Origin of the sequence: Streptococcus sp. Marseille-P7376 (assembly GCF_902460385.1) — a bacterium.
In the GTDB taxonomy this organism is placed as follows: Bacteria; Bacillota; Bacilli; order Lactobacillales; family Streptococcaceae; genus Streptococcus; species Streptococcus sinensis.
This window is the reverse complement of the sequence record NZ_CABPTS010000029.1, coordinates 1-21,960: the sequence shown is the minus strand read 5'-3', so window position 1 is coordinate 21,960 and position 21,960 is coordinate 1. Positions and strand designations below refer to the sequence as shown.

Genomic DNA, 21,960 nt, shown 5'->3' with positions numbered 1-21,960 from the left:
GTTTGACTTTAATTCATTTGTTGTTGTAGTAATCAATGTAGTCTATAATGGCTTTTTTAAAGTCTTATAATGACCTAAATTCATGTTCAAAGCCATAAAACATCTCTGCTTTTTAAATGCCAAAGAAGGATTCTATCATGCCAGTATCTGGAGTTTTCCACTTTCGTGACATTGAAGGCTTAATGCCCTTGAACTGCAGAAACTGGTGATAAGATGCGTGTTGATACTGCCGACCTTGGCTACTGTGTAGAATGGTATGTCATGTTGTTTGTCTGTAAATGCCTGTTCTAATATTGTTTTCACCTGCTCTAAGTTAGGCGAACAAGAAAGATTATAAGCTGTAATTTCACGTTATATCCATCAAGAATAGGGGCTAAATAGAGCCTCCCTTTAACATGTGGCAAAGAAAATTCACAGTTACATCTGTATAACATTTTTCATATGGCTTAGATCCTTTAAACTGGCGTTGTATGAGATGTTCAGCTTTCTTAGCAATCTCCCCCTTATAAAAAGAGTACTTCCGTTTACGACGAATACGAGCGCTTAGACCCATAACTTTCATCAAACGTTGAACCTTTTTGTGATTAACCGGAAATCTACGATTCTTTAGTTCTAAATGGATGCGACGATAATTGCTTGAATTTCTTCTTTAAGCTCTTTATCAAGTTGTTTCAGCTGATAATCATCAGTTGAACGAGGCAAGCCAGCCGTTTCAAGAAGGAAATCTAGTCGAAATCCTCCTGATACCATTTCTCTAACTGTCTCTGTCTTTCGTGTCGTAAGGCTTCTTCCTTGGCTTCAAGCTCTCTTAATTTTTTTAGGTAAGTTACTTCAGTACGAAAGCGTTCATTCTCTTCTTGAAGGACTCTAGTTTAGTCATTTGTTTCCAGTTTTTCTTTGGCTTGCATCCCATTTTAGACGGTCTCCCTCTGATTTTCTCAATAATAGTAGACCCATTTTTCTTGTATTTTACGAGCCAATTAGGAAGCATTCCACGATTTGGAAGAACATAGTCGAGGGATACACTTTCTTGAGGACAAACTTCAAGTAAGAGTTTATCAATCATTTCTTGTTTTAAATTCAGGGGAATACTAAAAATTTTTCCTTTTCTTAACACTCTCTAATCCAAAACAATTGATTAACTTAAACAAGTATCTAAAGATTAGAAATATTTCCCCCTTATCTATTTGAAAGTTGCTTGTAGCTATATCCTTGTTTTCTGAGTTCATAGATCTGAACTTTATTCTCATAAGTTAAGACATAACAAAACACCCCGAAAGTTAGACTTTTGGAGTCTAACTTTTGGGGTGCGGTTCAACATCTCGCTTTTTAAATACAATCTTTATAAAATAAAAAGCACTTATAAAGTGCTTACTAGCTCCGCCAGTAGGACTCGAACCTACGACATCATGATTAACAGTCATGCGCTACTACCAACTGAGCTATGGCGGAAAATATAGTCCGTACGGGATTCGAACCCGTGTTACCGCCGTGAAAAGGCGGTGTCTTAACCCCTTGACCAACGGACCATTGATATGTTCTTTTTCAGAACATATTCTATTATATCAGCTTTTTATCCTTTGTCAACTATTTTTTTGATTTATTTTTTAAAATTTCTTTTAAATATTTAATTCTTAGACGAGAAACTGGACAGCGATGGCCTTCATAAAACACAATTTCTTTTGTTTTCTTATCATAATCACGAATATTATCAATATTTGCTAAAAAAGATTTATGAGAAGAAAAGAAACGTTTGGTTTTCTCATCCTGCTCCTGAACACTGGAAATGGTTCCATAAAATTCTTTGATAAAATTTTTTCCAACAATCCGCAGTTTATGAGAAGAGCCCGAAGTTTCAATATATAAAATATCATTAAATGGCACGCGCACGTCATTCCCACGATAACTATATTCAAAGTAGTCAACCATGTTGGTATTTGCAATCAAAGTATTTTTCGTATAAATAATACAGTCTTTTATACGTTTTTTAAAGGAAGTATCATTTATATCTTTATCAATAAAATCGAGAGCGGATACCTTATATTTAAACGTCATAGTAGCAAACTCTGATTTTGAGGTTACAAAGACGATGATTGCATATGGGTTGTGATGACGAATAAAGCGAGCAACCTCCAATCCTTTTGTTTCTTCCCCTTTAATATCTATATCCAGAAAATAAATCTGATTTACATCCTCATTCTCAACATATTCTTTAAATTCTTGAATTTTTCCTGTAATTTTTACTTGGATATCTAGCCCCATTTCATCAGCAATTTCTGCTAATATTGTCTCCATACGGACCTGATGGGATAATGTATCTTCTAACGCTAAAATTCTCATAGGCTATTCCTTCTTTTTATTGTTAATACTTGGGTGAAATCATGCTTATTTATTTCTGTGTCAAGCATGATATATTCATAATTCTCTAAAATTTCTTTCAGATTATTTAAACCTAAACCTCTTCTATAACCTTTAGTTGAAAACTCTGGTTCATAAATTTCTTCTAAGTCTAATTTTCTTTGCTTGCGGGAATTTTTTACAACAAAAATGATTTCTGTATCCAACTGAACTAGGGTCACATGAATCATTTTCTCATAGCTTTCGATAGCTCCCTCAACAGCATTATTTAATAAAATACTGGCTATCCTCACAACATCTAACAGCTTAATAGGCAATCTCTCAACAGGATCCTTTACTTCAAAGGTCAAATCAATCTGATTATCACGCGCCTTAAATAAAGTTTCCGTCATAACACTCCGCAGAGCAGAATCTCCAACATTATTCAAATCAAAATAAGTATATTTATCCGAACGTAATTTTAAATTTGCATCAACTAAAACCTCTTGATAGATTTTTTCAATTTCCTTGATATCTTGAGTATTGATAGCCATCTGAAAGCTAGTCAGCATTCCTGCATAATCATGACGAAAACCTCGAATCTCATTATACAGAGAAACTATTTCGTCAGTGTATTGTTGCAGTTGAAGCTGTTCCAACTCTTTTTGTTTTATTTCCTCTTCTTTTTCATATTTTTCTCGAACTGCTTTTAAATAAAAAAGCGTGGACATAAACATTAAAAAACAAATAGTTGCCAGCATGCTGCTGAGACTATTAAAATGTTTGACTTCACTTAGCCAATGAGAAATATTTAATAGGAAGATATCTATAAAATAAAATAGATTGATTCTATTAATTGTATTTTTAAAGACCTGTTCCTTAAAATCTCTAAGTCGAAAGTCAAAGTAGTCAATAGATTTTAACATAAAGAAAAGGGAAATAAGTTCAATAAAAATATAAAAAGTACCCCAATTAGTCTCTACAAATTGATCTCCAGTAGCAGACGAAATAATGACTGCAAAAAAAGTCGAAGAAGTATACACTGCTAGGTAAAGGAAAAAGGATAGAAATAAAGCAAAGGGAGTAGATAATTTTTCTTTTTTGTAAAAATACCAATAGAAAAAAAGAGGTTGAATTAATATTCCAGAATAGTATAAAATATATCTTAATAAAACAAAAATAGTTTCAAAGTTTAATATCAATAAGGGTAAAGGAATTAAAATTCCAATACATAGAAAAGTAAAGTAAAACCTAGATTTTACTTTATTTGTTATTTTTTTATAAATTTTTATAATTGCAAAAACTTCTATTAATTGAACACTACCCCATAATACTAATTCTAACATTCTTCCTCTCTCCCAAATTACTTATCTCATGATATAAATTTATTTACCAAAAAATTTAATGAAACCTCCAAAATTTAAGCGTCTGCTGTCTCCTCCAATAACTTTTTTTAGTTCTTTCTCATTTAAATCTGTAAATTGAGTCAGTGCTTTGAAGTTTTCTTGAGTTTTTTTCATCATAATCTCCTAAAAATTTTTTTGTAAGTTTTACCTTACAAAAACTATTATAAATAAATTCTTAAATCATCGTCCAAACTCATCTAAAATGTATTTTTTTATTCCTGAAATGTTATTTTATCAAAAAAACAACAAAAAAACACGAAGTTTTTCGTGCTGTGCTACTATATAAAATAAAATGATCCCAGCAGGATTCGAACCTGCGACCGTTCGCTTAGAAGGCGAATGCTCTATCCAGCTGAGCTATGAGACCAATACCATTTCATTCTATCAGAAAAATCTTCTATCGTCAAGATTCACTTATGATAAGGACTCCCCTGCTGAATCATAAAAGCACGGTAAATCTGCTCAACCAAGACAAGACGCATCAGTTGATGAGGGAGTGTCAATTTTCCAAAACTCATCAGTAGAGCGGCTCTTTTTTTAACAGCAGAAGACAGACCCAAGCTTCCACCGATAACAAAAGTAATATCAGAAAAACCACGGACTGTAATATCGCTTAGAATAGAACTAAACTCTTCTGAAGGAAATTGTTTGCCTTCAATAGCTAAAGCAATCACAAATTCTCGCTCAGCTATTTTTGCTAAAATCCGACTTCCTTCTTTTTCGAGAATTTGCTGATTTTCCAAATCACTAGCCTTATCTGGCGTTTTTTCATCTACTAACTCCAGAATTTCTAACTTACAAAATCGGCTAAGACGCTTGGTGTATTCAGCAATTCCATCTTTGAGATACTTTTCTTTTAATTTTCCAACGGTTACAATCTTTATTTTCATATTTATATTCTATCATATCCACATAAATTTCACACTTTATTCACAAAACTTTTTTATGTACTACTTGATTTATCTATGGATTTTCTAACCTCTATCAACATTTTTTCTAAGTTTTCCACAAGTTGTGGAAAACTTGTGGATTTTAAGTTATAATTAAGAATAGATTTTTATAATTTCATCAATTGTAATCCAAGGAGGAAAATATGAAAAACGCTTCAAACTTCTTCAAAAAGTTTTTGTTGCTTTTTATTGTTTTAGTTGTGGGCTTTATTGGCGGAAGCCTAGGAAATTTAGCTACTACATTTTTTACTGCTAAATTAGCTAGTATCAATACTTCTAATTCTAAAACCACAATATCAACTGCTTATAAAAACTCAACTGACACCACAAAAGCCGTTAAAAAGGTCCAAAATGCAGTTGTATCTGTTATCACTTACGCAGATTCTAATAAACAAGAAATTATCAATAATGAATCAAATGATGAGCCTCAGGTAGCTAGTGAAGGATCTGGAGTGATTTATAAGAAGGAAGGAAAATATGCCTACCTTGTTACCAACACTCATGTTCTGAATGGTGCAACAAATGTTGATATACTTTTAGCAGATGGTAGCAAGGTTCCAGGAGAAGTTGTTGGTTCAGATGTTTATTCTGATATTTCTGTAGTAAAGATTAGCTCTGAAAAAGTAACTGATGTAGCCGAATTCGGGGATTCTAGCTCCCTGACAGTAGGAGAAACTGCTATTGCCATCGGAAGCCCTCTTGGAACAGAATATGCCAACTCTGTAACACAAGGAATCATTTCCAGTCTGGGTAGAAATGTGACACTTCAATCTGAAGACGGTCAAAATATTTCAACAACTGCACTTCAAACCGATGCTGCTATTAACCCCGGTAACTCTGGTGGCCCACTCATCAACATTCAAGGACAAGTAATTGGTATTACATCTAGTAAAATCTCAAACAATGGCCAAACCTCTGTAGAAGGTATGGGATTTGCGATTCCATCTAATGACGTTGTCAATATCATCAATCAATTGGAACAAAGTGGTACAGTTACACGCCCTGCTCTAGGAATCCAAATGCTCGATTTGGCTAATATTACCACCACTGACTTAGCAAAATTGAATCTTCCTTCATCTGTAAAATCAGGTGTCCTTGTTCGCTCTGTTCAAGAAGGTATGCCTGCTGAAAATAAGCTTCAGAAATACGATATCATCACAAAAATTGACGATAAAGAAGTTGAATCAACCAGTGATTTACAATCTGCACTCTACAAGCATGCTATCGGAGATGAGATAAAAGTTACTTACTATCGTGATGGTAAAGAAGCAACAACAACCATTAAACTGACTAAATCAACTCAAGATTTGGGCGGCAATTAAATCATTTACAGAATTGTCAACACACCTTTACACGATCGTAAAGGTGTGTTATTCTATATACAAATGGAAAATTATCAATATATATCACTAAAAGACATTCGAACAAACCCTTATCAACCTAGAAAAAATTTTTCTCAAGAAAAGATGAATGAGTTAGCGGCTTCTATTAAAGAAAATGGAATTATTCAGCCTATTATTTTGAGAAAATCTTCCTTATTTGGTTACGAAATTTTAGCAGGTGAAAGACGATTCCGAGCTGCTAAGATTGCTGGCTTAGAAAACATTCCTGCCCTCATTAAAGACCTATCTGACGATGAAATGATGAAACAAGCCATTATTGAAAATTTGCAAAGAGAGGATCTAAATCCAATTGAAGAAGCGGAATCTTATCAGCATCTGATTGACAGGGGCTTGACTCACGAAGAAATTGCAACAATTATGGGAAAATCCAGGCCTTATATCAGTAATCTTGTACGTTTGTTACATCTGCCCACTTTCATCCTTAATGCTATCAAAGAGGAAATCATTTCTCAAGGACATGCTCGCCTCTTGATCCCCCTTAAGAAAGAAGAACAATCCTTCTGGCTTGAAAAAATTGTTCAAGACAATCTATCCGTGCGTGCTCTTGAACATTCATTACAGAAAACAAAAAAGTTAAAGAAGAAAAAGACGAAAGAAATTTTTGCTCATTCTGAAGAAGAAAAACTGAAAAAAATCCTTGGTTTGGATGTCACTATTCAATTAAAAGGTCATTCAAAAGGAAAAATAATTCTTCCTTTTGAAAATGAGGAAGAATACCAACGAATTATAAACAGCTTGAAATAGAGCTGTTATTTTCTTTTTTAAAACTAACAGACTTGTCCACGAAAAAATCCTTATAAAGCCTTGAAAAATAAGGAGTAATCTAGTAATTCACAAATTGTGGATAACTTTTGTAAACATTGTTATTTTTTCTTCACATCTTGTGGAAAACTATCTAATTTTATGTTAAAATGAAATTCGATATAGAGAAAAATTTTGTGAAAAGGAGGAGTGAAATGACCAAAGAGCAAGAATTTTGGCAGAGAATTTTAGAGCTTTCAGCCGCTCAGTTAAAACAAACAACTTATGACTTTTTTGTAGCTGAAGCTCAGTTAATAAAAATTGATAATAATCAAGCCACAATCTTTCTTGATAGTCCCGTAAAACAGCTATTTTGGGAACAAAATTTAGTTGGCGTGATTCTTACAGCTGGATTTGAGATTTTCAACGATCAAATCACTGGAAAATATGTCTTTGAAGATGCAGGAAACGAAGAGTTGTCGAAACATCCGCTGGAAGAACGTACTGAAAAAGTTTCATTTCGACCAAGTTTACCGCCGATTGATACTGGATTAAAAGCTAAATATACATTTGATAATTTTGTACAGGGAGATGGAAATATCTGGGCTAAAGCAGCAGCCTTGGCTGTTTCTGAAAATTTAGCAACAACTTATAACCCACTCTTTATTTATGGCGGTCCAGGGCTAGGAAAAACTCACTTACTCAATGCTATCGGCAATCAAATTTTAGAAAATATTCCTGATGCGCGTGTTAAATATATTCCAGCAGAAACTTTTATCAATGATTTTCTGGAGCATCTGAGGCTCGGTGATATGGATAATTTCAAAAAAATCTATCGCAGTTTGGATTTGCTTTTAATTGATGATATCCAATCCCTTGGAGGAAAAAAAGTCTCTACTCAGGAAGAATTTTTTAACACTTTCAATGCACTTCACGGAGATAACAAGCAGATTGTGCTGACCAGCGACCGTAGTCCAGATCATCTTGACAATTTGGAAGAACGTTTGGTCACGCGCTTTAAATGGGGGCTTACTCAAAATATTACTCCACCCGATTTTGAAACTCGGATTGCTATCCTCAGAAATAAGATCGAAAATCTTGACTATATTTTCCCTAATGATACTTTGGAATACCTCGCCGGACAATTTGACTCAAATGTTCGAGACTTAGAAGGAGCGCTAAATGACATTACGCTCATTGCAAGAGTCCGCAATTTAAAAGAAATTACGATTGACATCGCTGCTGAAGCCATTCGTGCTCGCAAGCAAGACTCCAGTCAAGTGACAGTCATTCCGATTGAAAAAATCCAGTCTGAGGTAAGTAATTTCTATGGCGTCAGTGTCAAGGAAATGAAGGGAAGCCGTCGAGTACAAAATATTGTTTTAGCCAGACAAGTAGCCATGTATCTAGCTCGTGAACTAACAGATAACAGCCTACCAAAAATTGGACGAGAATTTGGCGGCAAAGACCATACAACAGTTATACATGCGCATGGAAAAATCAAAACTAGACTTGAAACGGACGACAGCTTACGCCTTGAAATTGAGAATATCAAAAACAAGATAAAATAAAGGTGTGGATAACATTTAATTTACCTGAGGCTTTTTCCACAAGTTGTGAACAAGTCTCAAAACTTGATTTTAGCAACTTCAAATCATTTTTCCACAGCTTCCACAAGAACTACTATTACTATTAACTTAATAATCATAAATAATAAAAGGAGTCCCTATGATTCACTTCTCTATTAATAAAAATTTATTCCTGCAAGCTTTGAATACAACTAAGAGAGCTATCAGTACCAAAAACGCTATTCCAATTTTATCAACAGTTAAAATTGATGTAACGAAAGAAGGCATTACCTTGATTGGTTCCAATGGTCAAATTTCCATTGAAAACTTCATTTCAGTTCAAAATGAGAATGCTGGACTTTTAATTACTTCACCAGGTTCTATCTTACTAGAAGCAACTTTCTTTATTAATGTTGTTTCTAGTTTGCCTGATATTGTGCTTGATTTTAAAGAAATTGAGCAGAAACAAATCGTCCTTACTAGTGGAAAGTCAGAAATTACGCTGAAAGGAAAAGATGCTGATCAATATCCACGCATCCAAGAAGTTTCTACCAATAATCCGCTAGTTCTGGAAACAAAAATTCTCAAAAATATCATCAATGAGACAGCTTTTGCTGCCAGCACGCAAGAAAGTCGTCCGATTTTAACGGGTGTTCATTTTGTTTTAACAGATAACCAATCACTCAAAACAGTTGCGACAGATTCTCATCGAATGAGTCAAAAAAAGATTACTTTAGAAAAGAACGGAGATAACTTCGATGTGGTAATCCCTAGTCGTTCTTTGCGTGAATTTACGGCTGTTTTCATAGATGATATTGAAACAGTAGAGGTTTTCTTTGCCAATAATCAACTTCTCTTTAGAAGTGAAAATATCAGTTTTTATACGCGCCTGCTGGAAGGGAACTATCCTGACACAGACCGCTTGATTCCGACAGAATTTTCAAGCGTTGTGACCTTTAATACCAATAATTTACGTCATGCTATGGAACGGTCGCGCCTTCTATCCAATGCGACCCAAAATGGAACAGTGAAATTGGAGATTGTGAAGGGCATTGTCAGCGCTCATGTGCATTCACCAGAAGTTGGACGCGTAAATGAAGAAATTGATACAGAAAGTGTGTCAGGAGAAGATTTGACTATTAGTTTCAATCCCACCTATTTGATTGAAGCTCTAAAGGCAGTTGATAGTGAGCAGGTGACCATCAGCTTTATTTCAGCTGTTCGGCCTTTCACCTTGGTACCGAGCGAAGATGCTGAAAACTTTATCCAGCTCATCACTCCAGTCCGTACCAATTAGAAGATAATATTTAAGACAAGGTTGGATACGTCCGCCTTGTTTTATTTCAATAATTTTCAAGTAAGTAGACTCAAAAGATGTGATATAATACGGGTATGATTATATACTGATCAGTCTACATAGAGGACTGAAAAAAGAAATGGAAAAATAATATTATTAAAAGGAGCAGCATATGTACGAACTTGGAACTTTTGTAGAAATGAAAAAACCTCATGCTTGTACAATTAAGTCAACTGGCAAGAAGGCTAATCGCTGGGAAATTACACGCTTGGGCGCTGATATTAAAATTAAATGCAGCAACTGCAATCATATAGTCATGATGAGTCGCCATGATTTTGAGAGGAAAATGAAGAAGATTCTAGATTAGATTCTAGGATGGTTTCTTTGAAAATATTGAAAGAATAGCTTCTCAAAGATTTTTTAAATTTCGTGGATGATTATCTAAATCCTCATTATAGCCATTATCAAGACTTTTTCCTTGTTTTAATTCTGGTTAAAAAGACTTCACATGTTTTTACTTTTTGTGCTATAATGTTAGGGATTGAAATGTGAACGGAGAATGATAAAATATGGCTTTAACAGCAGGAATCGTTGGTTTGCCGAATGTTGGTAAGTCAACTTTATTTAATGCAATTACAAAAGCAGGGGCAGAAGCTGCCAACTACCCTTTTGCGACAATTGATCCAAATGTCGGTCGGGTAGAAGTGCCAGATGCTCGTTTGGACAAATTAACAGAATTGATTAAACCTCAAAAGAAGGTTCCCACTACATTTGAGTTTACAGATATTGCAGGTATTGTAAAGGGAGCTTCGAAAGGTGAAGGTCTGGGAAATAAATTCTTGGCCAATATCCGTGAAGTGGATGCTATCGTCCATGTAGTCCGTGCCTTTGATGATGAAAATGTCATGCGGGAACAGGGCCGTGAGTCTGATTTTGTCGACCCTATGGCTGATATTGAGACCATCAATCTAGAGCTTATTTTGGCCGATCTGGAAAGCATTAACAAACGCTATGCGCGTGTTGAGAAAATGGCTCGAACTCAGAAAGACAAAGACTCAGTTGCAGAATTCAATGTTTTACAAAAAATCAAGCCAGTTCTGGAAGATGGTCTGTCAGCTCGCACAATTGAGTTTACAGAAGAAGAACAAAAAATCGTCAAAAGTCTCTTTCTCTTAACGACTAAGCCAGTTCTTTATGTGGCCAATGTCAGTGAAGATGAAGTTGGAGATCCAGATAATATTGACTATGTGAAGCAGATTCGCGAATTTGCTGCTACAGAAAATGCTGAGGTTGTTGTCATTTCAGCGCGTGCAGAGGAAGAAATTTCTGAATTGGATGATGAAGATAAGGCTGAATTTCTAGAAGCTATTGGCTTGACAGAGTCAGGGGTAGACAAATTGACACGTGCAGCCTATCATCTATTGGGACTTGGAACCTACTTTACCGCTGGTGAAAAGGAAGTCCGGGCTTGGACCTTCAAACGTGGCATGAAAGCTCCTCAGGCAGCTGGTATCATTCACTCAGACTTTGAGAAAGGTTTCATCCGTGCAGTGACGATGTCTTATGATGATTTAGTGAAATATGGATCTGAAAAGGCGGTAAAAGAAGCTGGACGCTTACGTGAAGAAGGAAAAGAATATATCGTTCAAGATGGCGATATTATGGAATTCCGCTTTAACGTGTAAATTAAGTGTAAATTTAAAATACATAGGTTGGAAAGAAATTTCCAGCCCTTTTGGCTTTTATAAAGGAGTAAAATGACAAAATTAATTGTTGGATTGGGAAATCCAGGAGATAAATATTTCGAAACAAAACACAATATTGGTTTTATGTTAGTTGACAAGATGTGTAAAGAATTAAATCTAAAGTTTACAGCAGATAAGATTTTTCAAGCGGAAATTGCTTCAACTTTCTTGAATGAAGAAAAAGTCTATTTTGTAAAACCGACTACTTTTATGAATGAAAGTGGAAAAGCAGTCCATGCCTTGCTCACTTACTACAGCTTGGATATAGATGACTTACTCGTTATCTATGATGATCTGGATATGGAAGTTGGAAAAATTCGTCTTCGTACCAAGGGTTCGGCTGGTGGGCACAATGGTATTAAGTCCATCATTAAACATATTGGAACACAGGAATTCAAGCGAGTAAAAATTGGCATAGGAAGACCTAAAAATAATATGTCAGTTATTCATCATGTTTTAGGAAAATTTGATCAGGAAGATTATATCAGTATTTTAAATACATTAGATAGGGTTGACAGTGCTGTAAATCATTATTTGCAAACTGATAATTTTGAGCAAACCATGCAACAATATAATGGATAAGACAATGACACTACTTGATATATTTGGTCGAAATCGACAAATTGTAGACTGGAAGAAACAATTACAAAAGAAGACCCGGCAGTTAGTAATGGGACTTTCAGCTTCAACAAAAGCTTTGGCGATTGTCAGTAGCTTAGAAGAGCAGGAGAAAATCTTAGTCATCACTTCGAGTCAAAATGAAGCAGAGCGTCTGGCTAGTGATTTGATTTCTTTGTTGGGAGAAGAAAAGGTCTACACTTTCTTGGCAGATGATACACCTTTGGCTGAGTTTGTTTTTTCATCTCAAGAAAAAATCTTTGCCCGATTAGAGGCCATGAATTTTTTATCGGACAAAGAGAAAAATGGTATTCTAATCATCAACGTTGTAGCCAGTCGCTTATTATTGCCCCAGCCTGATATTTTTAAAAAATCTGAGCTTATCCTTTCTGTTAGTAAAGAATATAATCTTGACAAGCTAGTAAAGTTTTTGTCAAGGAATGGTTATAAAAAAGTTTCGCAAGTTCTCAGCCAAGGAGAGTACAGTCTGAGAGGGGATATTCTAGATATTTTTGAATGCTCGGCTCAATATCCTTATCGGATAGAATTTTTTGGCGATGAGATTGATGGCATAAGAATTTTTAATCCTGAAAATCAACTTTCTCTTGAAAATGTGGAACAGATTTTAATAGAGCCTGTCACAGATCTTCTATTGACAGAAGAAGATTATGCAAGAGGACAGAAAAATCTAGAAGCAGCTCTTTCTACGGTTCTTGATCCTTCTTTGAAATCCTATTTAGAAGAAGTGTTGAGCTCTGCTAGAGAGCAATTTCATCATGCCGATATTCGCAAATTTCTTTCTTTATTCTATCAGAAAGAATGGACTATTTTAGACTATTTGCCAACGCACACTCCTATATTTTTTGATGATTTTCAAAAGATAATGGACAAGCATGCCCAGTTTGAGTTAGAGGTTGCAAATATCTTGACAGATGATTTACAAAACAGTAAAGCATTATCAAACCAAAAATACTTTGCAAATAGTTATCAAGACTATCGTAAATATAAACCTGCTACATTTTTTTCTAACTTTCATAAAGGATTGGGGAATTTAAAATTTGATGCACTTTATCAATTTAATCAATATCCGATGCAGGAATTTTTTAGTCAGTTTCCTCTAGTAAAAGAAGAAATCAATCGCTATAGAAAATCAGATTATACAGTAGTTTTGCAGGCGAATTCATATTCAAGTTTACAAAGTTTACATAAAAATTTACAGGATTATGAGATTCATTTAGACTATATCAAGGAAAAATCAATCCATGAAAAAGCTGTACAGCTGATAGAAGGAGACTTAGGTCAAGGATTTAATTTTGTCGATGAAAAAATCGTTTTGATTACTGAACATGAGATGATTCAGAAAAAAATCAAACGTAGGATTCGTCGTCAAAATATTTCCAATGCTGAAAGGCTGAAAGATTATAATGAACTAGAAAAAGGCGATTATGTGGTTCATAATATCCACGGTATTGGTCGCTATTTAGGAATTGAAACGATTGAAGTTTCAGGAGTTCATCGGGATTATTTGACGATTCAGTATCAAAATGCAGATCGTATCTCCATTCCAGTGGATCAAATCAATCTTTTGTCTAAATATGTAGCCAGCGATGGAAAAACACCTAAAATTAACAAGTTAAATGATGGGCGTTTCCAAAAAACGAAGCAAAAAGTACAACATCAGGTTGAAGATATTGCTGATGACCTTATTAAATTATATGCGGAGCGTAGTCAATTAAAAGGTTTTCAATTTTCTAGTGACGACCAGCATCAAGTAGAGTTTGACAATGCCTTTCCGTATGTGGAAACAGATGATCAGCTCAGAAGTATCCAAGAAATCAAGAGAGATATGGAAAGCGACCGTCCTATGGACCGACTCTTGGTTGGAGATGTTGGTTTTGGGAAGACTGAGGTAGCCATGCGGGCTGCTTTTAAGGCTGTCAGCGATCATAAGCAGGTGGCTATCTTGGTTCCGACCACTGTTTTGGCTCAGCAACACTACACAAACTTTAAAGAACGTTTCAACGATTTTGCCGTGAATGTCGATGTTCTCAGTCGTTTTAGAAGCAAAGGGGAGCAAAAAGAGACTCTGGAAAAGTTGGAAAAAGGGCGGATTGATATTATTATCGGTACCCATCGCCTTCTATCAGCAGATGTGATATTTTCTGATTTGGGGCTACTTGTGATAGATGAAGAGCAGCGCTTCGGTGTCAAGCATAAGGAAAAGTTAAAGGAACTAAAAAAGAAGGTTGATGTTCTGACCTTGACGGCTACCCCTATTCCAAGAACCCTACACATGTCGATGTTAGGGATTCGAGATTTATCGGTAATTGAAACCCCACCGACAAATCGTTATCCAGTCCAAACCTATGTTTTAGAGAATAATAGTACAGTTATTCGGGATGCGGTTTTACGTGAAATAGATCGAGGCGGGCAGGTTTACTACCTTTACAATAAAGTTGACACCATCGAGCAAAAAGTTTCCGAATTAAAAGAGTTGATTCCAGAGGCTTCAATTGGTTATGTTCATGGACAGATGACTGAGGTACGTTTAGAAAATACCTTATTAGACTTTGTTAATGGCGAATATGATATTTTAGTCACAACAACGATTATTGAAACAGGCGTTGATATTCCAAATGCAAATACTCTCTTTATCGAAAATGCTGACCATATGGGTCTGTCAACCTTGTATCAACTTCGTGGTCGGGTTGGCCGCAGCAATCGAATCGCCTATGCTTATCTTATGTATCGGCCAGATAAAACTCTAACTGAAGTTTCAGAAAAAAGACTAGAAGCCATTAAAGGATTTACCGAGTTGGGATCTGGATTTAAGATTGCTATGAGGGATTTGTCTATCCGAGGAGCAGGAAATATTTTAGGAAGTTTACAGTCTGGTTTCATTGATTCTGTAGGATTTGAAATGTATTCTCAGCTTTTAGAAGAGGCCATTGCTAAGAAACAAGGTAAGGAAACCAAGCGCCAAAAAAGCAATGCTGAAATCAATCTTCAAATTGATGCCTATCTTCCAAGTGATTATATTTCTGATGAACGTCAAAAAATTGAGGTTTACAAGAGAATTCGTGAGATTGACAATCGTGTAAACTATGAACATTTGCAAGATGAATTGATTGACCGCTTTGGAGAATATCCAGACGTAGTGGCTTATTTACTAGAGATTGGCTTAGTCAAGTCCTATCTTGATCAGGCTTTTGTAGCACTTGCTGAGCGGAAGCAAGAATCTGTTAGCATTCGTTTTGAAAAAATCTCTCAGCAAATATATCTGACTCAGGATTATTTTGAAGCCTTGTCAATGACAAACCTAAAGGCTCGAATTGGTGAGCAGAAAGGCTTGATTGAAGTTGTTTTTGATGTTCGACACAAAAAAGATTTCGAGATTTTGGAAAACTTGCTGAACTTTGCTGAAAAATTGTTAGAAATCAAGAATCGAAAAGCTCAATAAACATTACAATTCGGTAAAATTTCAGTTTTTTGGCTTTGTTTCTTTCAAAAGCATGATAGAATATTAAGAGAAAATTGAGGAAAAGACTATGAGATTAGACAAATATTTAAAGGTATCACGCATTATCAAGCGGCGCCCTGTAGCTAAAGAGGTAGCAGATAAAGGCCGTATCAAGGTAAATGGAATCTTAGCAAAAAGTTCGACAGATTTGAAAATCAATGATCAAATTGAAGTTCGTTTTGGCAATAAACTACTAACAGTGCGGGTTCTTGAGATGAAAGACAGTACTAAAAAAGAAGATGCTGCGAAAATGTATGAAATTATCAGTGAAACAAGGATTGAAGAAAATGCCTAGAAATATTGTTCAGATAAATAATCGCTTTATCCAAGATGAAAATCAGCGTCGTAGATATCTTGACGAAGAACGTCGAAAAAGGAATCGCTTTATGGGTTGGGTTTTAATTCTAGTGATTCTGCTCTTTATTCTACCAACTTATAATTTATACCAAAACTATCAGACTTTGCTCAATCGTCGTGTTCAATATACAGAGTTGCAAAAGAAATATGAAAAGCTAAGTGAGGAGAAAGCTTATCAGTCTGATATTGCGACCAAGTTAAAAGATGACAGCTATGCTGCCAAATACGCCCGTGCTAAGTATTCTTTTTCAAAAGAAGGAGAGTACATTTATACGATACCAGACTTATTACCACAATAATTATGGAAAATGTACTTCAAAAGATAGAGCAATTTTTATCTTTTTCGGATGAAAAATTAACAGAATTATCCGAAAAAAATCAAGCTTTAAAACTTCAAGAAAAAACAAAGGAAAGGGGAGGTCATGCGTAAGTTACTTTTGCTGCTATTTTTACTGCCAGCATTATCTAGCAGTTTTACAGTCATCAGTACTGAAAAAGAGATTAGTTTAAATGAAGAAGAAAAATATCAGCTTACAAGTACAGTTTATGGCCGATACTATACCAGTATTCCGACTAATCCTAATGTTTATGAGGAAACTCCAATATTTACAGATGCTACTTTGACTACTGTAGCTGGAAAACTTCTTCCAGACCAGCTGATACAGTTGACAGAATTTCATGTCAATGAAGATGGAACTCCAATCTTTAAATTAAAGAATGGTCAGTTTGTTATTGCTGATAAAAACATGATTTATGAAGATACAGTTCAGTCTGTTACAAGTGTCAGTCAGGATATGTGGCTGGCTCCTAACTATGTTCTCTATGCTACTGTTCCTATCAACGGTTCTAAAAAAATTGCAGCGAAAGTGCTTCCTTATAGTAAAGTAAAGGTGGTTCAAGTTGCTCAAACGGCTAAGGGAGAATATGCTCAAATTGAAGGTCAGGGGTGGGTGTCTGTCGATTTTCTTTCCGAGGAGGACAATCGGATGGAGAAGGTTCAGGAGATTCTAACATCTAAATATAAAAAGAACGATTTTTCTATCTATGTAAAACAGTTAGATACAGGCAGAGAAGCTGGTATTAATCCAGATCAGCAGATGTATTCAGCCAGTGTAACGAAGCTTGCTTACCTTTATTATGCTCAGGAGGAACTGACCAATCATACACTTTCCTTGGATAAAAAATTGAAATATACTGCAGCGGTTAATGATTTTGCTGGTGCTTATAATCCTGAAGGGAGTGGAAGTATTTCTAAGTCATCGGACGACAAGGAATATTCTGTTCAAGACTTAATTAATGGTGTAGCAAAAGAATCAGATAATGTAGCTCATAATATTTTAGCTTACTATACAAGCAATCAATCTGACAGCAAATTTCAAAAGACTGTTGAAAAAATTGCGGGTAAAAAGTGGGATGTCGAAGGCAGGCAGGCATCTGCTCGAATGGCTGGGAACGTTATGGAAGCTATTTATGAGCAAAATGGTATGATTGTTGATGCCTTATCTCAGACTAATTTTGATGATCAGCGGATTTCTAAAAATATCAATGTAAAAGTCGCTCATAAAATTGGGGATGCTTATGATTTTAAGCATGATGTTGCTATTGTGTATGCTGACTCGCCATTTATTATTGCTATTTTTACTAATAATTCAGATTACGATACAATTTCAAAAATCGCAGATGATGTGTATGGAGTTCTGAAATGATGAATCAGGAATTTCAAAAGAAAATGCAGGAAAACCAGTATTTTCAAAATCATCAAAAAGTGCTGGTAGCAGTTTCTGGTGGTTTGGATTCGATGACTTTATTCAATCTTTTGTATCAAAATAGGGAAGAACTGGAGATTGAGCTGGGAATTGCGCATATTAATCATAAGCAACGTCTGGAGTCTGATATGGAAGAACAAGAGCTGTCAAATTTTGCCCATCAACTTGGTGTGAAATTTTTCAGCTCAAATTTTTCAGGTGATTTTACCGAGGAAAAAGCTCGACATTTTCGTTATCATTTTTTTGAAAAAGTCATGCTGACAGAAGGATACACAGCTTTAGTCACAGCCCATCATGCCGAGGACCAGGCTGAAACGGTGTTTATGAGACTGCTAAGAGGAGCAAGGATTTGCCATTTGTCAGGTATGAAAGAAATTCAACCTTTTGCAAATGGTGAATTAATTCGGCCTCTTCTTTATTTTCATAAGCAAGACTTTCCTGAAATTCTGCATTTTGAAGATGAGAGCAATTTTCAAAATGATTATCTTAGAAATCGCATTCGTAATCTCTATCTTCCTAGTCTAGAAAAAGAAAATCCTCGATTTCAGGATTCCTTGATTTCTTTAGGAAAAGAGGTGCAGGATTTGCAAACAGCCTTGTCTCATCTGACGCAAGGACTGGAAGTTACGAATCTGGAGGTTTTTAAGCAACAGATTCCTGAGGTTCAGAGTTTTCTTCTGCAGGAATATTTAAAGAAATTTCCTGCTTTAAATCTAAATAAAAAACAATTTGCAGAAATCTTAGGAATTTTACGAACAAAAGCCAATTATATTCACCACTTAAAGAATAACTACAAATTAGTCAAGGATTATAAGCACTTTGAAATCAAAAAAATCAGTCGTAAGTCTGATTTTAAAGTAGAATCAATTCTGTTAGAATGTGGTAATCTGATTCAATTTGGAGGCTATCAATTCTCATTTGGCCTTCCTTTGAATGGCGAAAATGTTCAAGAAATTTCTGTTTCACGTGAAACACCTCTGATCTTGCGTTATAGAAAAACAGGTGACTTGCTTTGTTTAAAGGGGCACCATAAAAAACTTCGGCGATTATTCATTGATCAAAAAATCCCATTTGAAGAACGAGAAAAAGCGATTATTATAGAACAGAATCAACAGATTCTGGCAATTGTAAATATTGCTATCAGTGATTTGAGTAAGGAATTAAAAAGTGATATAATGGGTACTGTACTTTATATTCAGAAATTAGATAGGGAAAATTATGCTAGAACAAGATATTAAAAAAATATTAATTACTCACGAAGAAATCGTAACTGCGGCTAAAAAGTTAGGGAAACAGCTGACAGTGGATTATCAAGATAAGAAGCCTATATTCGTAGGAATTTTAAAAGGTTCCGTTCCTTTTATGGCTGAATTAATTAAGCATGTAGACACACATATAGAGTTGGATTTTATGCTGGTATCTAGCTACCATGGCGGCACAGCTAGCAGCGGAGTGATTAATATTATCAAAGATATTGATCAGGATATTGCTGGACGTGATGTTCTTTTTATCGAAGATATTATAGATACTGGGCAAACTTTAAAAAATCTTTGTAATTTATTTAAAGAAAGAAATGCAGCGTCTGTAAAAATTGCGACTTTGCTGGATAAACCTGAAGGACGTGTTGTTGATATTAATGCAGACTATACTTGTTTTACAATTCCAAATGAATTTGTAGTTGGTTATGGACTAGATTATGAAGAATATTATCGTAATATTCCTTATGTTGGTGTCTTAAAAGAAGAAGTGTATACAAAATAAAGGTTTACTAAATATAAATGAAAAATAAACAAAATAATGGCTTTATAAAAAATCCTTTTCTCTATATTCTGATCATTGTAATTCTAGTTACAGGATTTCAGTATTTCTTTACAGGAAATGCTGCAGGACGCAGTCAGCAAATTAACTACACTCAGTTAGTTAAAGAGATTACGGATGATAATGTCAAAGAGATAAGCTACCAACCAAACGGTAGTGTCATTGAAGTATCAGGTACTTATAAATCTGCAAAAGAATCAAAAGATACAACAGGGATCCAGTTTTTTACTCCAGAAATCTCAAAAGTCAGCAGATTTACTAGTGTCATTTTACCCTCAGACACGACTGTCTCTGATCTTCAAAAGTTAGCTTCTGAACATAAAACAGAGATTACAATTAAGCGCGAGAGCTCAAGTGGTATGTGGATTAATATTTTTATTTCCATTGTTCCATTTATGTTCATTGCTTTCTTCCTAATGTCAATGATGAATCAAGGTGGCGGCGGCGGTGCTCGTGGAGCCATGAATTTTGGACGCAACAAAGCTCGCACTACTAATAAAGAAGATATCAAAGTACGCTTCTCAGATGTTGCCGGAGCTGAAGAAGAAAAGCAAGAGCTTGTTGAAGTTGTTGAATTTTTAAAGGATCCAAAACGTTATACCAAGTTGGGAGCTCGTATTCCGGCAGGTGTTCTCCTTGAGGGGCCTCCAGGAACAGGTAAAACCCTTCTTGCTAAAGCTGTTGCGGGCGAAGCAGGCGTTCCTTTCTTTAGTATCTCTGGTTCAGACTTTGTAGAGATGTTTGTTGGTGTCGGTGCTAGTCGTGTGCGTTCTCTATTTGAGGATGCTAAAAAAGCAGCGCCAGCTATTATTTTTATTGATGAGATTGATGCAGTTGGACGTCAGCGTGGTGTTGGCCTTGGTGGCGGAAACGATGAACGTGAGCAAACCCTTAATCAGCTCTTGATTGAAATGGATGGTTTTGAAGGCAATGAAGGCATCATTATCATTGCTGCTACCAACCGTTCAGATGTATTGGATCCAGCCTTGCTACGTGCTGGCCGTTTTGATAGAAAAGTTTTGGTTGGTCGTCCTGACGTTAAAGGCCGTGAAGCCATTCTTCGTGTTCATGCTAAAAATAAACCGCTGGCGAAAAATGTTGATTTGAAGCTAGTTGCTCAACAAACACCAGGATTTGTCGGTGCTGATCTTGAGAATGTTCTTAATGAAGCTGCCTTAGTTGCGGCACGTCGTAACAAAACTGTTATTGATGCTTCTGATATTGATGAGGCAGAAGATCGCGTCATTGCTGGGCCATCCAAGAAAGACAAAACAGTATCACAAAAAGAACGGGAATTGGTTGCTTACCATGAGGCTGGACATACAATTGTTGGTTTAGTCTTGTCAAATGCTCGTGTTGTTCATAAGGTAACCATCGTTCCCCGTGGTCGTGCTGGTGGCTATATGATTGCCCTACCTAAGGAAGACCAGATGCTTCTGTCTAAAGAAGATATGAAAGAACAACTGGCTGGACTTATGGGTGGTCGTGTGGCTGAAGAGATTATCTTTAATGTTCAAACTACGGGTGCATCTAATGACTTTGAACAGGCAACTCAGATGGCTCGCAGTATGGTCACAGAATACGGAATGAGTGATAAACTTGGACCGGTTCAATACGAAGGAAATCACGCCATGTTTGGTGCAGCAAGCCCGCAAAAAACAATTTCAGAACAAACGGCTTATGAAATTGATGAAGAAGTCAGAAATCTTCTAAATGAGGCACGAAACAAAGCAGCAGATATTATCCAATCAAATCGTGAGACTCACAAATTGATTGCTGAGGCACTTCTCAAATATGAAACACTCGACAGTACTCAAATTAAATCTTTATATGAGAAAGGTCGAATGCCTGAGGAATCAGAAAAAGACTTAGATCGAGAAGCACATGCCCTTTCCTATGATGAAATTAAATCAAAAATGGAAGAAAAAAATTAAGAATGAAAGAAGTTAGAAAAATTCTAGCTTCTTTTGTTTAATTAATTATTGACAAGAGAGAAAAAAGGCTCTTTGTCAACTGTAGTGGGTTGATGTCAGCTAACATCTGGAGAGGACCGAATTGGTTCTCTCCTTTTTGATATTCAAAGTGATGAGAATTCTAGTTTTGAAGTTTTCAAAATTCCGAAAGCCAAAAGCGTTGCGCTTGATAACCTTGATGAGGTTGTTTGTAGCCTCCAGTTTTGCATTTGAGTAAGGGAGTTCAAGAGCGTTGATAATTTTATCTTTGTCCTTGAGAAAGGTTTTAAAAACAGTCTGAAAGATAGGATTTATACAAGAAATTGTTTCTTCAATGAGTCCAAAGAAATGCTCCGCTTGTTTCTCTTGAAAATGAAAAAGCAAGAGTTGGTAAAGCTCATAGTGTTCTCTGAGTTCTTGAGAGTAAGAGAGTAGCTTTTCAAGAATCTCTTGATTTGTCAAGTGCATGCGAAAAGTCGGAC

At 35.6% G+C, this 21,960-nt stretch carries 20 protein-coding genes, 3 tRNA genes and 1 pseudogene; 15 read left to right on the top strand and 9 right to left on the bottom strand.

The annotated features are described in order from the left end of the window. Window positions 1–67: 67 nt before the first annotated feature. From FZ952_RS10700 to rlmH, 8 genes and pseudogenes are all read right to left on the bottom strand, one after another. Window positions 68–1,272 (bottom strand): annotated as a pseudogene (locus tag FZ952_RS10700) (IS3 family transposase); the annotation flags it as partial. A gap of 106 nt (window positions 1,273–1,378) precedes the next feature. Further along, window positions 1,379–1,452, bottom strand: a tRNA-Asn gene (locus tag FZ952_RS10695). 5 nt (window positions 1,453–1,457) lie between these two features. After that, window positions 1,458–1,529 (bottom strand) — tRNA-Glu (locus FZ952_RS10690). Between the two features lie 58 nt (window positions 1,530–1,587). Then, on the bottom strand, window positions 1,588–2,340 hold the full coding sequence (gene comE / locus FZ952_RS10685; RefSeq protein WP_037615056.1) for a competence system response regulator transcription factor ComE: 753 nt from the start codon (window positions 2,338–2,340) through the stop codon (window positions 1,588–1,590). Next, complete coding sequence (locus FZ952_RS10680; protein WP_222861963.1) at window positions 2,337–3,683, bottom strand: ATP-binding protein; 1,347 nt, start codon at window positions 3,681–3,683, stop codon at window positions 2,337–2,339. The genes comE and FZ952_RS10680 overlap by 4 nt, the downstream gene beginning before the upstream one ends. 39 nt (window positions 3,684–3,722) lie before the next feature. After that, on the bottom strand, window positions 3,723–3,857 hold the full coding sequence (locus FZ952_RS10675; RefSeq protein WP_148881652.1) for a bacteriocin: 135 nt from the start codon (window positions 3,855–3,857) through the stop codon (window positions 3,723–3,725). A 179-nt stretch (window positions 3,858–4,036) separates the two neighbouring features. Further along, a tRNA-Arg gene (locus tag FZ952_RS10670) sits at window positions 4,037–4,110 on the bottom strand. 43 nt (window positions 4,111–4,153) lie between these two features. Further along, window positions 4,154–4,633, bottom strand: a complete 480-nt coding sequence (rlmH, locus tag FZ952_RS10665) for a 23S rRNA (pseudouridine(1915)-N(3))-methyltransferase RlmH (RefSeq protein WP_148881651.1) — start codon at window positions 4,631–4,633, stop codon at window positions 4,154–4,156. Between the two features lie 203 nt (window positions 4,634–4,836). Between rlmH and FZ952_RS10660 the strand changes: the two genes are divergently transcribed. The 15 genes from FZ952_RS10660 to ftsH all read left to right on the top strand — a co-directional run bounded on the left by FZ952_RS10660 (window position 4,837) and on the right by ftsH (window position 21,460). Continuing rightward, window positions 4,837–6,015, top strand: coding sequence for a S1C family serine protease (locus FZ952_RS10660; RefSeq protein WP_148881650.1), 1,179 nt, complete (start codon window positions 4,837–4,839; stop codon window positions 6,013–6,015). A 63-nt stretch (window positions 6,016–6,078) separates the two neighbouring features. Continuing rightward, on the top strand, window positions 6,079–6,840 hold the full coding sequence (locus FZ952_RS10655; RefSeq protein ID WP_148881649.1) for a ParB/RepB/Spo0J family partition protein: 762 nt from the start codon (window positions 6,079–6,081) through the stop codon (window positions 6,838–6,840). A 167-nt stretch (window positions 6,841–7,007) separates the two neighbouring features. Continuing rightward, entirely contained in the window at window positions 7,008–8,408 is a 1,401-nt protein-coding gene (dnaA, locus tag FZ952_RS10650) for a chromosomal replication initiator protein DnaA (protein ID WP_410468298.1), read from the top strand. Window positions 8,409–8,565: 157 nt separating this feature from the next. Then, window positions 8,566–9,702 carry a DNA polymerase III subunit beta gene (gene dnaN, locus FZ952_RS10645; protein WP_148881647.1) on the top strand — a complete coding sequence of 379 codons (1,137 nt, stop codon included), beginning with the start codon at window positions 8,566–8,568 and terminating at the stop codon, window positions 9,700–9,702. A gap of 172 nt (window positions 9,703–9,874) precedes the next feature. Then, entirely contained in the window at window positions 9,875–10,069 is a 195-nt protein-coding gene (locus FZ952_RS10640) for a DUF951 domain-containing protein (RefSeq protein ID WP_148881646.1), read from the top strand. Between the two features lie 202 nt (window positions 10,070–10,271). Then, window positions 10,272–11,387 carry a redox-regulated ATPase YchF gene (gene ychF, locus FZ952_RS10635; protein WP_148881645.1) on the top strand — a complete coding sequence of 372 codons (1,116 nt, stop codon included), beginning with the start codon at window positions 10,272–10,274 and terminating at the stop codon, window positions 11,385–11,387. A 72-nt stretch (window positions 11,388–11,459) separates the two neighbouring features. Beyond that, window positions 11,460–12,029, top strand: coding sequence for an aminoacyl-tRNA hydrolase (gene pth, locus FZ952_RS10630; RefSeq protein ID WP_148881644.1), 570 nt, complete (start codon window positions 11,460–11,462; stop codon window positions 12,027–12,029). Further along, window positions 12,022–15,525: a transcription-repair coupling factor gene (gene mfd / locus FZ952_RS10625; RefSeq protein ID WP_148881643.1), complete on the top strand. Its 3,504-nt coding sequence runs from the start codon at window positions 12,022–12,024 to the stop codon at window positions 15,523–15,525. Before pth ends, mfd begins: the two co-directional genes overlap by 8 nt. 88 nt (window positions 15,526–15,613) lie before the next feature. Beyond that, window positions 15,614–15,880 (top strand): RNA-binding S4 domain-containing protein, encoded by a 267-nt coding sequence (locus tag FZ952_RS10620; RefSeq protein ID WP_037615082.1) that lies wholly within the window; start codon window positions 15,614–15,616, stop codon window positions 15,878–15,880. Beyond that, window positions 15,873–16,241 carry a septum formation initiator family protein gene (locus FZ952_RS10615; RefSeq protein ID WP_148881642.1) on the top strand — a complete coding sequence of 123 codons (369 nt, stop codon included), beginning with the start codon at window positions 15,873–15,875 and terminating at the stop codon, window positions 16,239–16,241. Before FZ952_RS10620 ends, FZ952_RS10615 begins: the two co-directional genes overlap by 8 nt. Before the next feature lie 2 nt (window positions 16,242–16,243). After that, complete coding sequence (locus FZ952_RS11855; protein ID WP_148881641.1) at window positions 16,244–16,372, top strand: SP_0009 family protein; 129 nt, start codon at window positions 16,244–16,246, stop codon at window positions 16,370–16,372. Then, window positions 16,365–17,648, top strand: coding sequence for a serine hydrolase (locus FZ952_RS10605; RefSeq protein ID WP_148881640.1), 1,284 nt, complete (start codon window positions 16,365–16,367; stop codon window positions 17,646–17,648). Before FZ952_RS11855 ends, FZ952_RS10605 begins: the two co-directional genes overlap by 8 nt. Continuing rightward, a complete protein-coding gene (gene tilS, locus FZ952_RS10600) occupies window positions 17,645–18,946 on the top strand; it encodes a tRNA lysidine(34) synthetase TilS (protein ID WP_148881639.1) in 1,302 nt (433 codons plus the stop codon). The genes FZ952_RS10605 and tilS overlap by 4 nt, the downstream gene beginning before the upstream one ends. Continuing rightward, a complete protein-coding gene (gene hpt, locus FZ952_RS10595) occupies window positions 18,927–19,469 on the top strand; it encodes a hypoxanthine phosphoribosyltransferase (RefSeq protein WP_148881638.1) in 543 nt (180 codons plus the stop codon). The genes tilS and hpt overlap by 20 nt, the downstream gene beginning before the upstream one ends. Window positions 19,470–19,486: 17 nt before the next feature. Further along, window positions 19,487–21,460: an ATP-dependent zinc metalloprotease FtsH gene (gene ftsH, locus FZ952_RS10590; RefSeq protein ID WP_148881637.1), complete on the top strand. Its 1,974-nt coding sequence runs from the start codon at window positions 19,487–19,489 to the stop codon at window positions 21,458–21,460. Window positions 21,461–21,559: 99 nt separating this feature from the next. On the opposite strand, the gene FZ952_RS10585 is transcribed toward ftsH, so the two are convergent. Further along, a partial coding sequence (locus FZ952_RS10585; RefSeq protein ID WP_148881636.1) for a transposase occupies window positions 21,560–21,960 on the bottom strand: 401 nt, incomplete at its 5' end.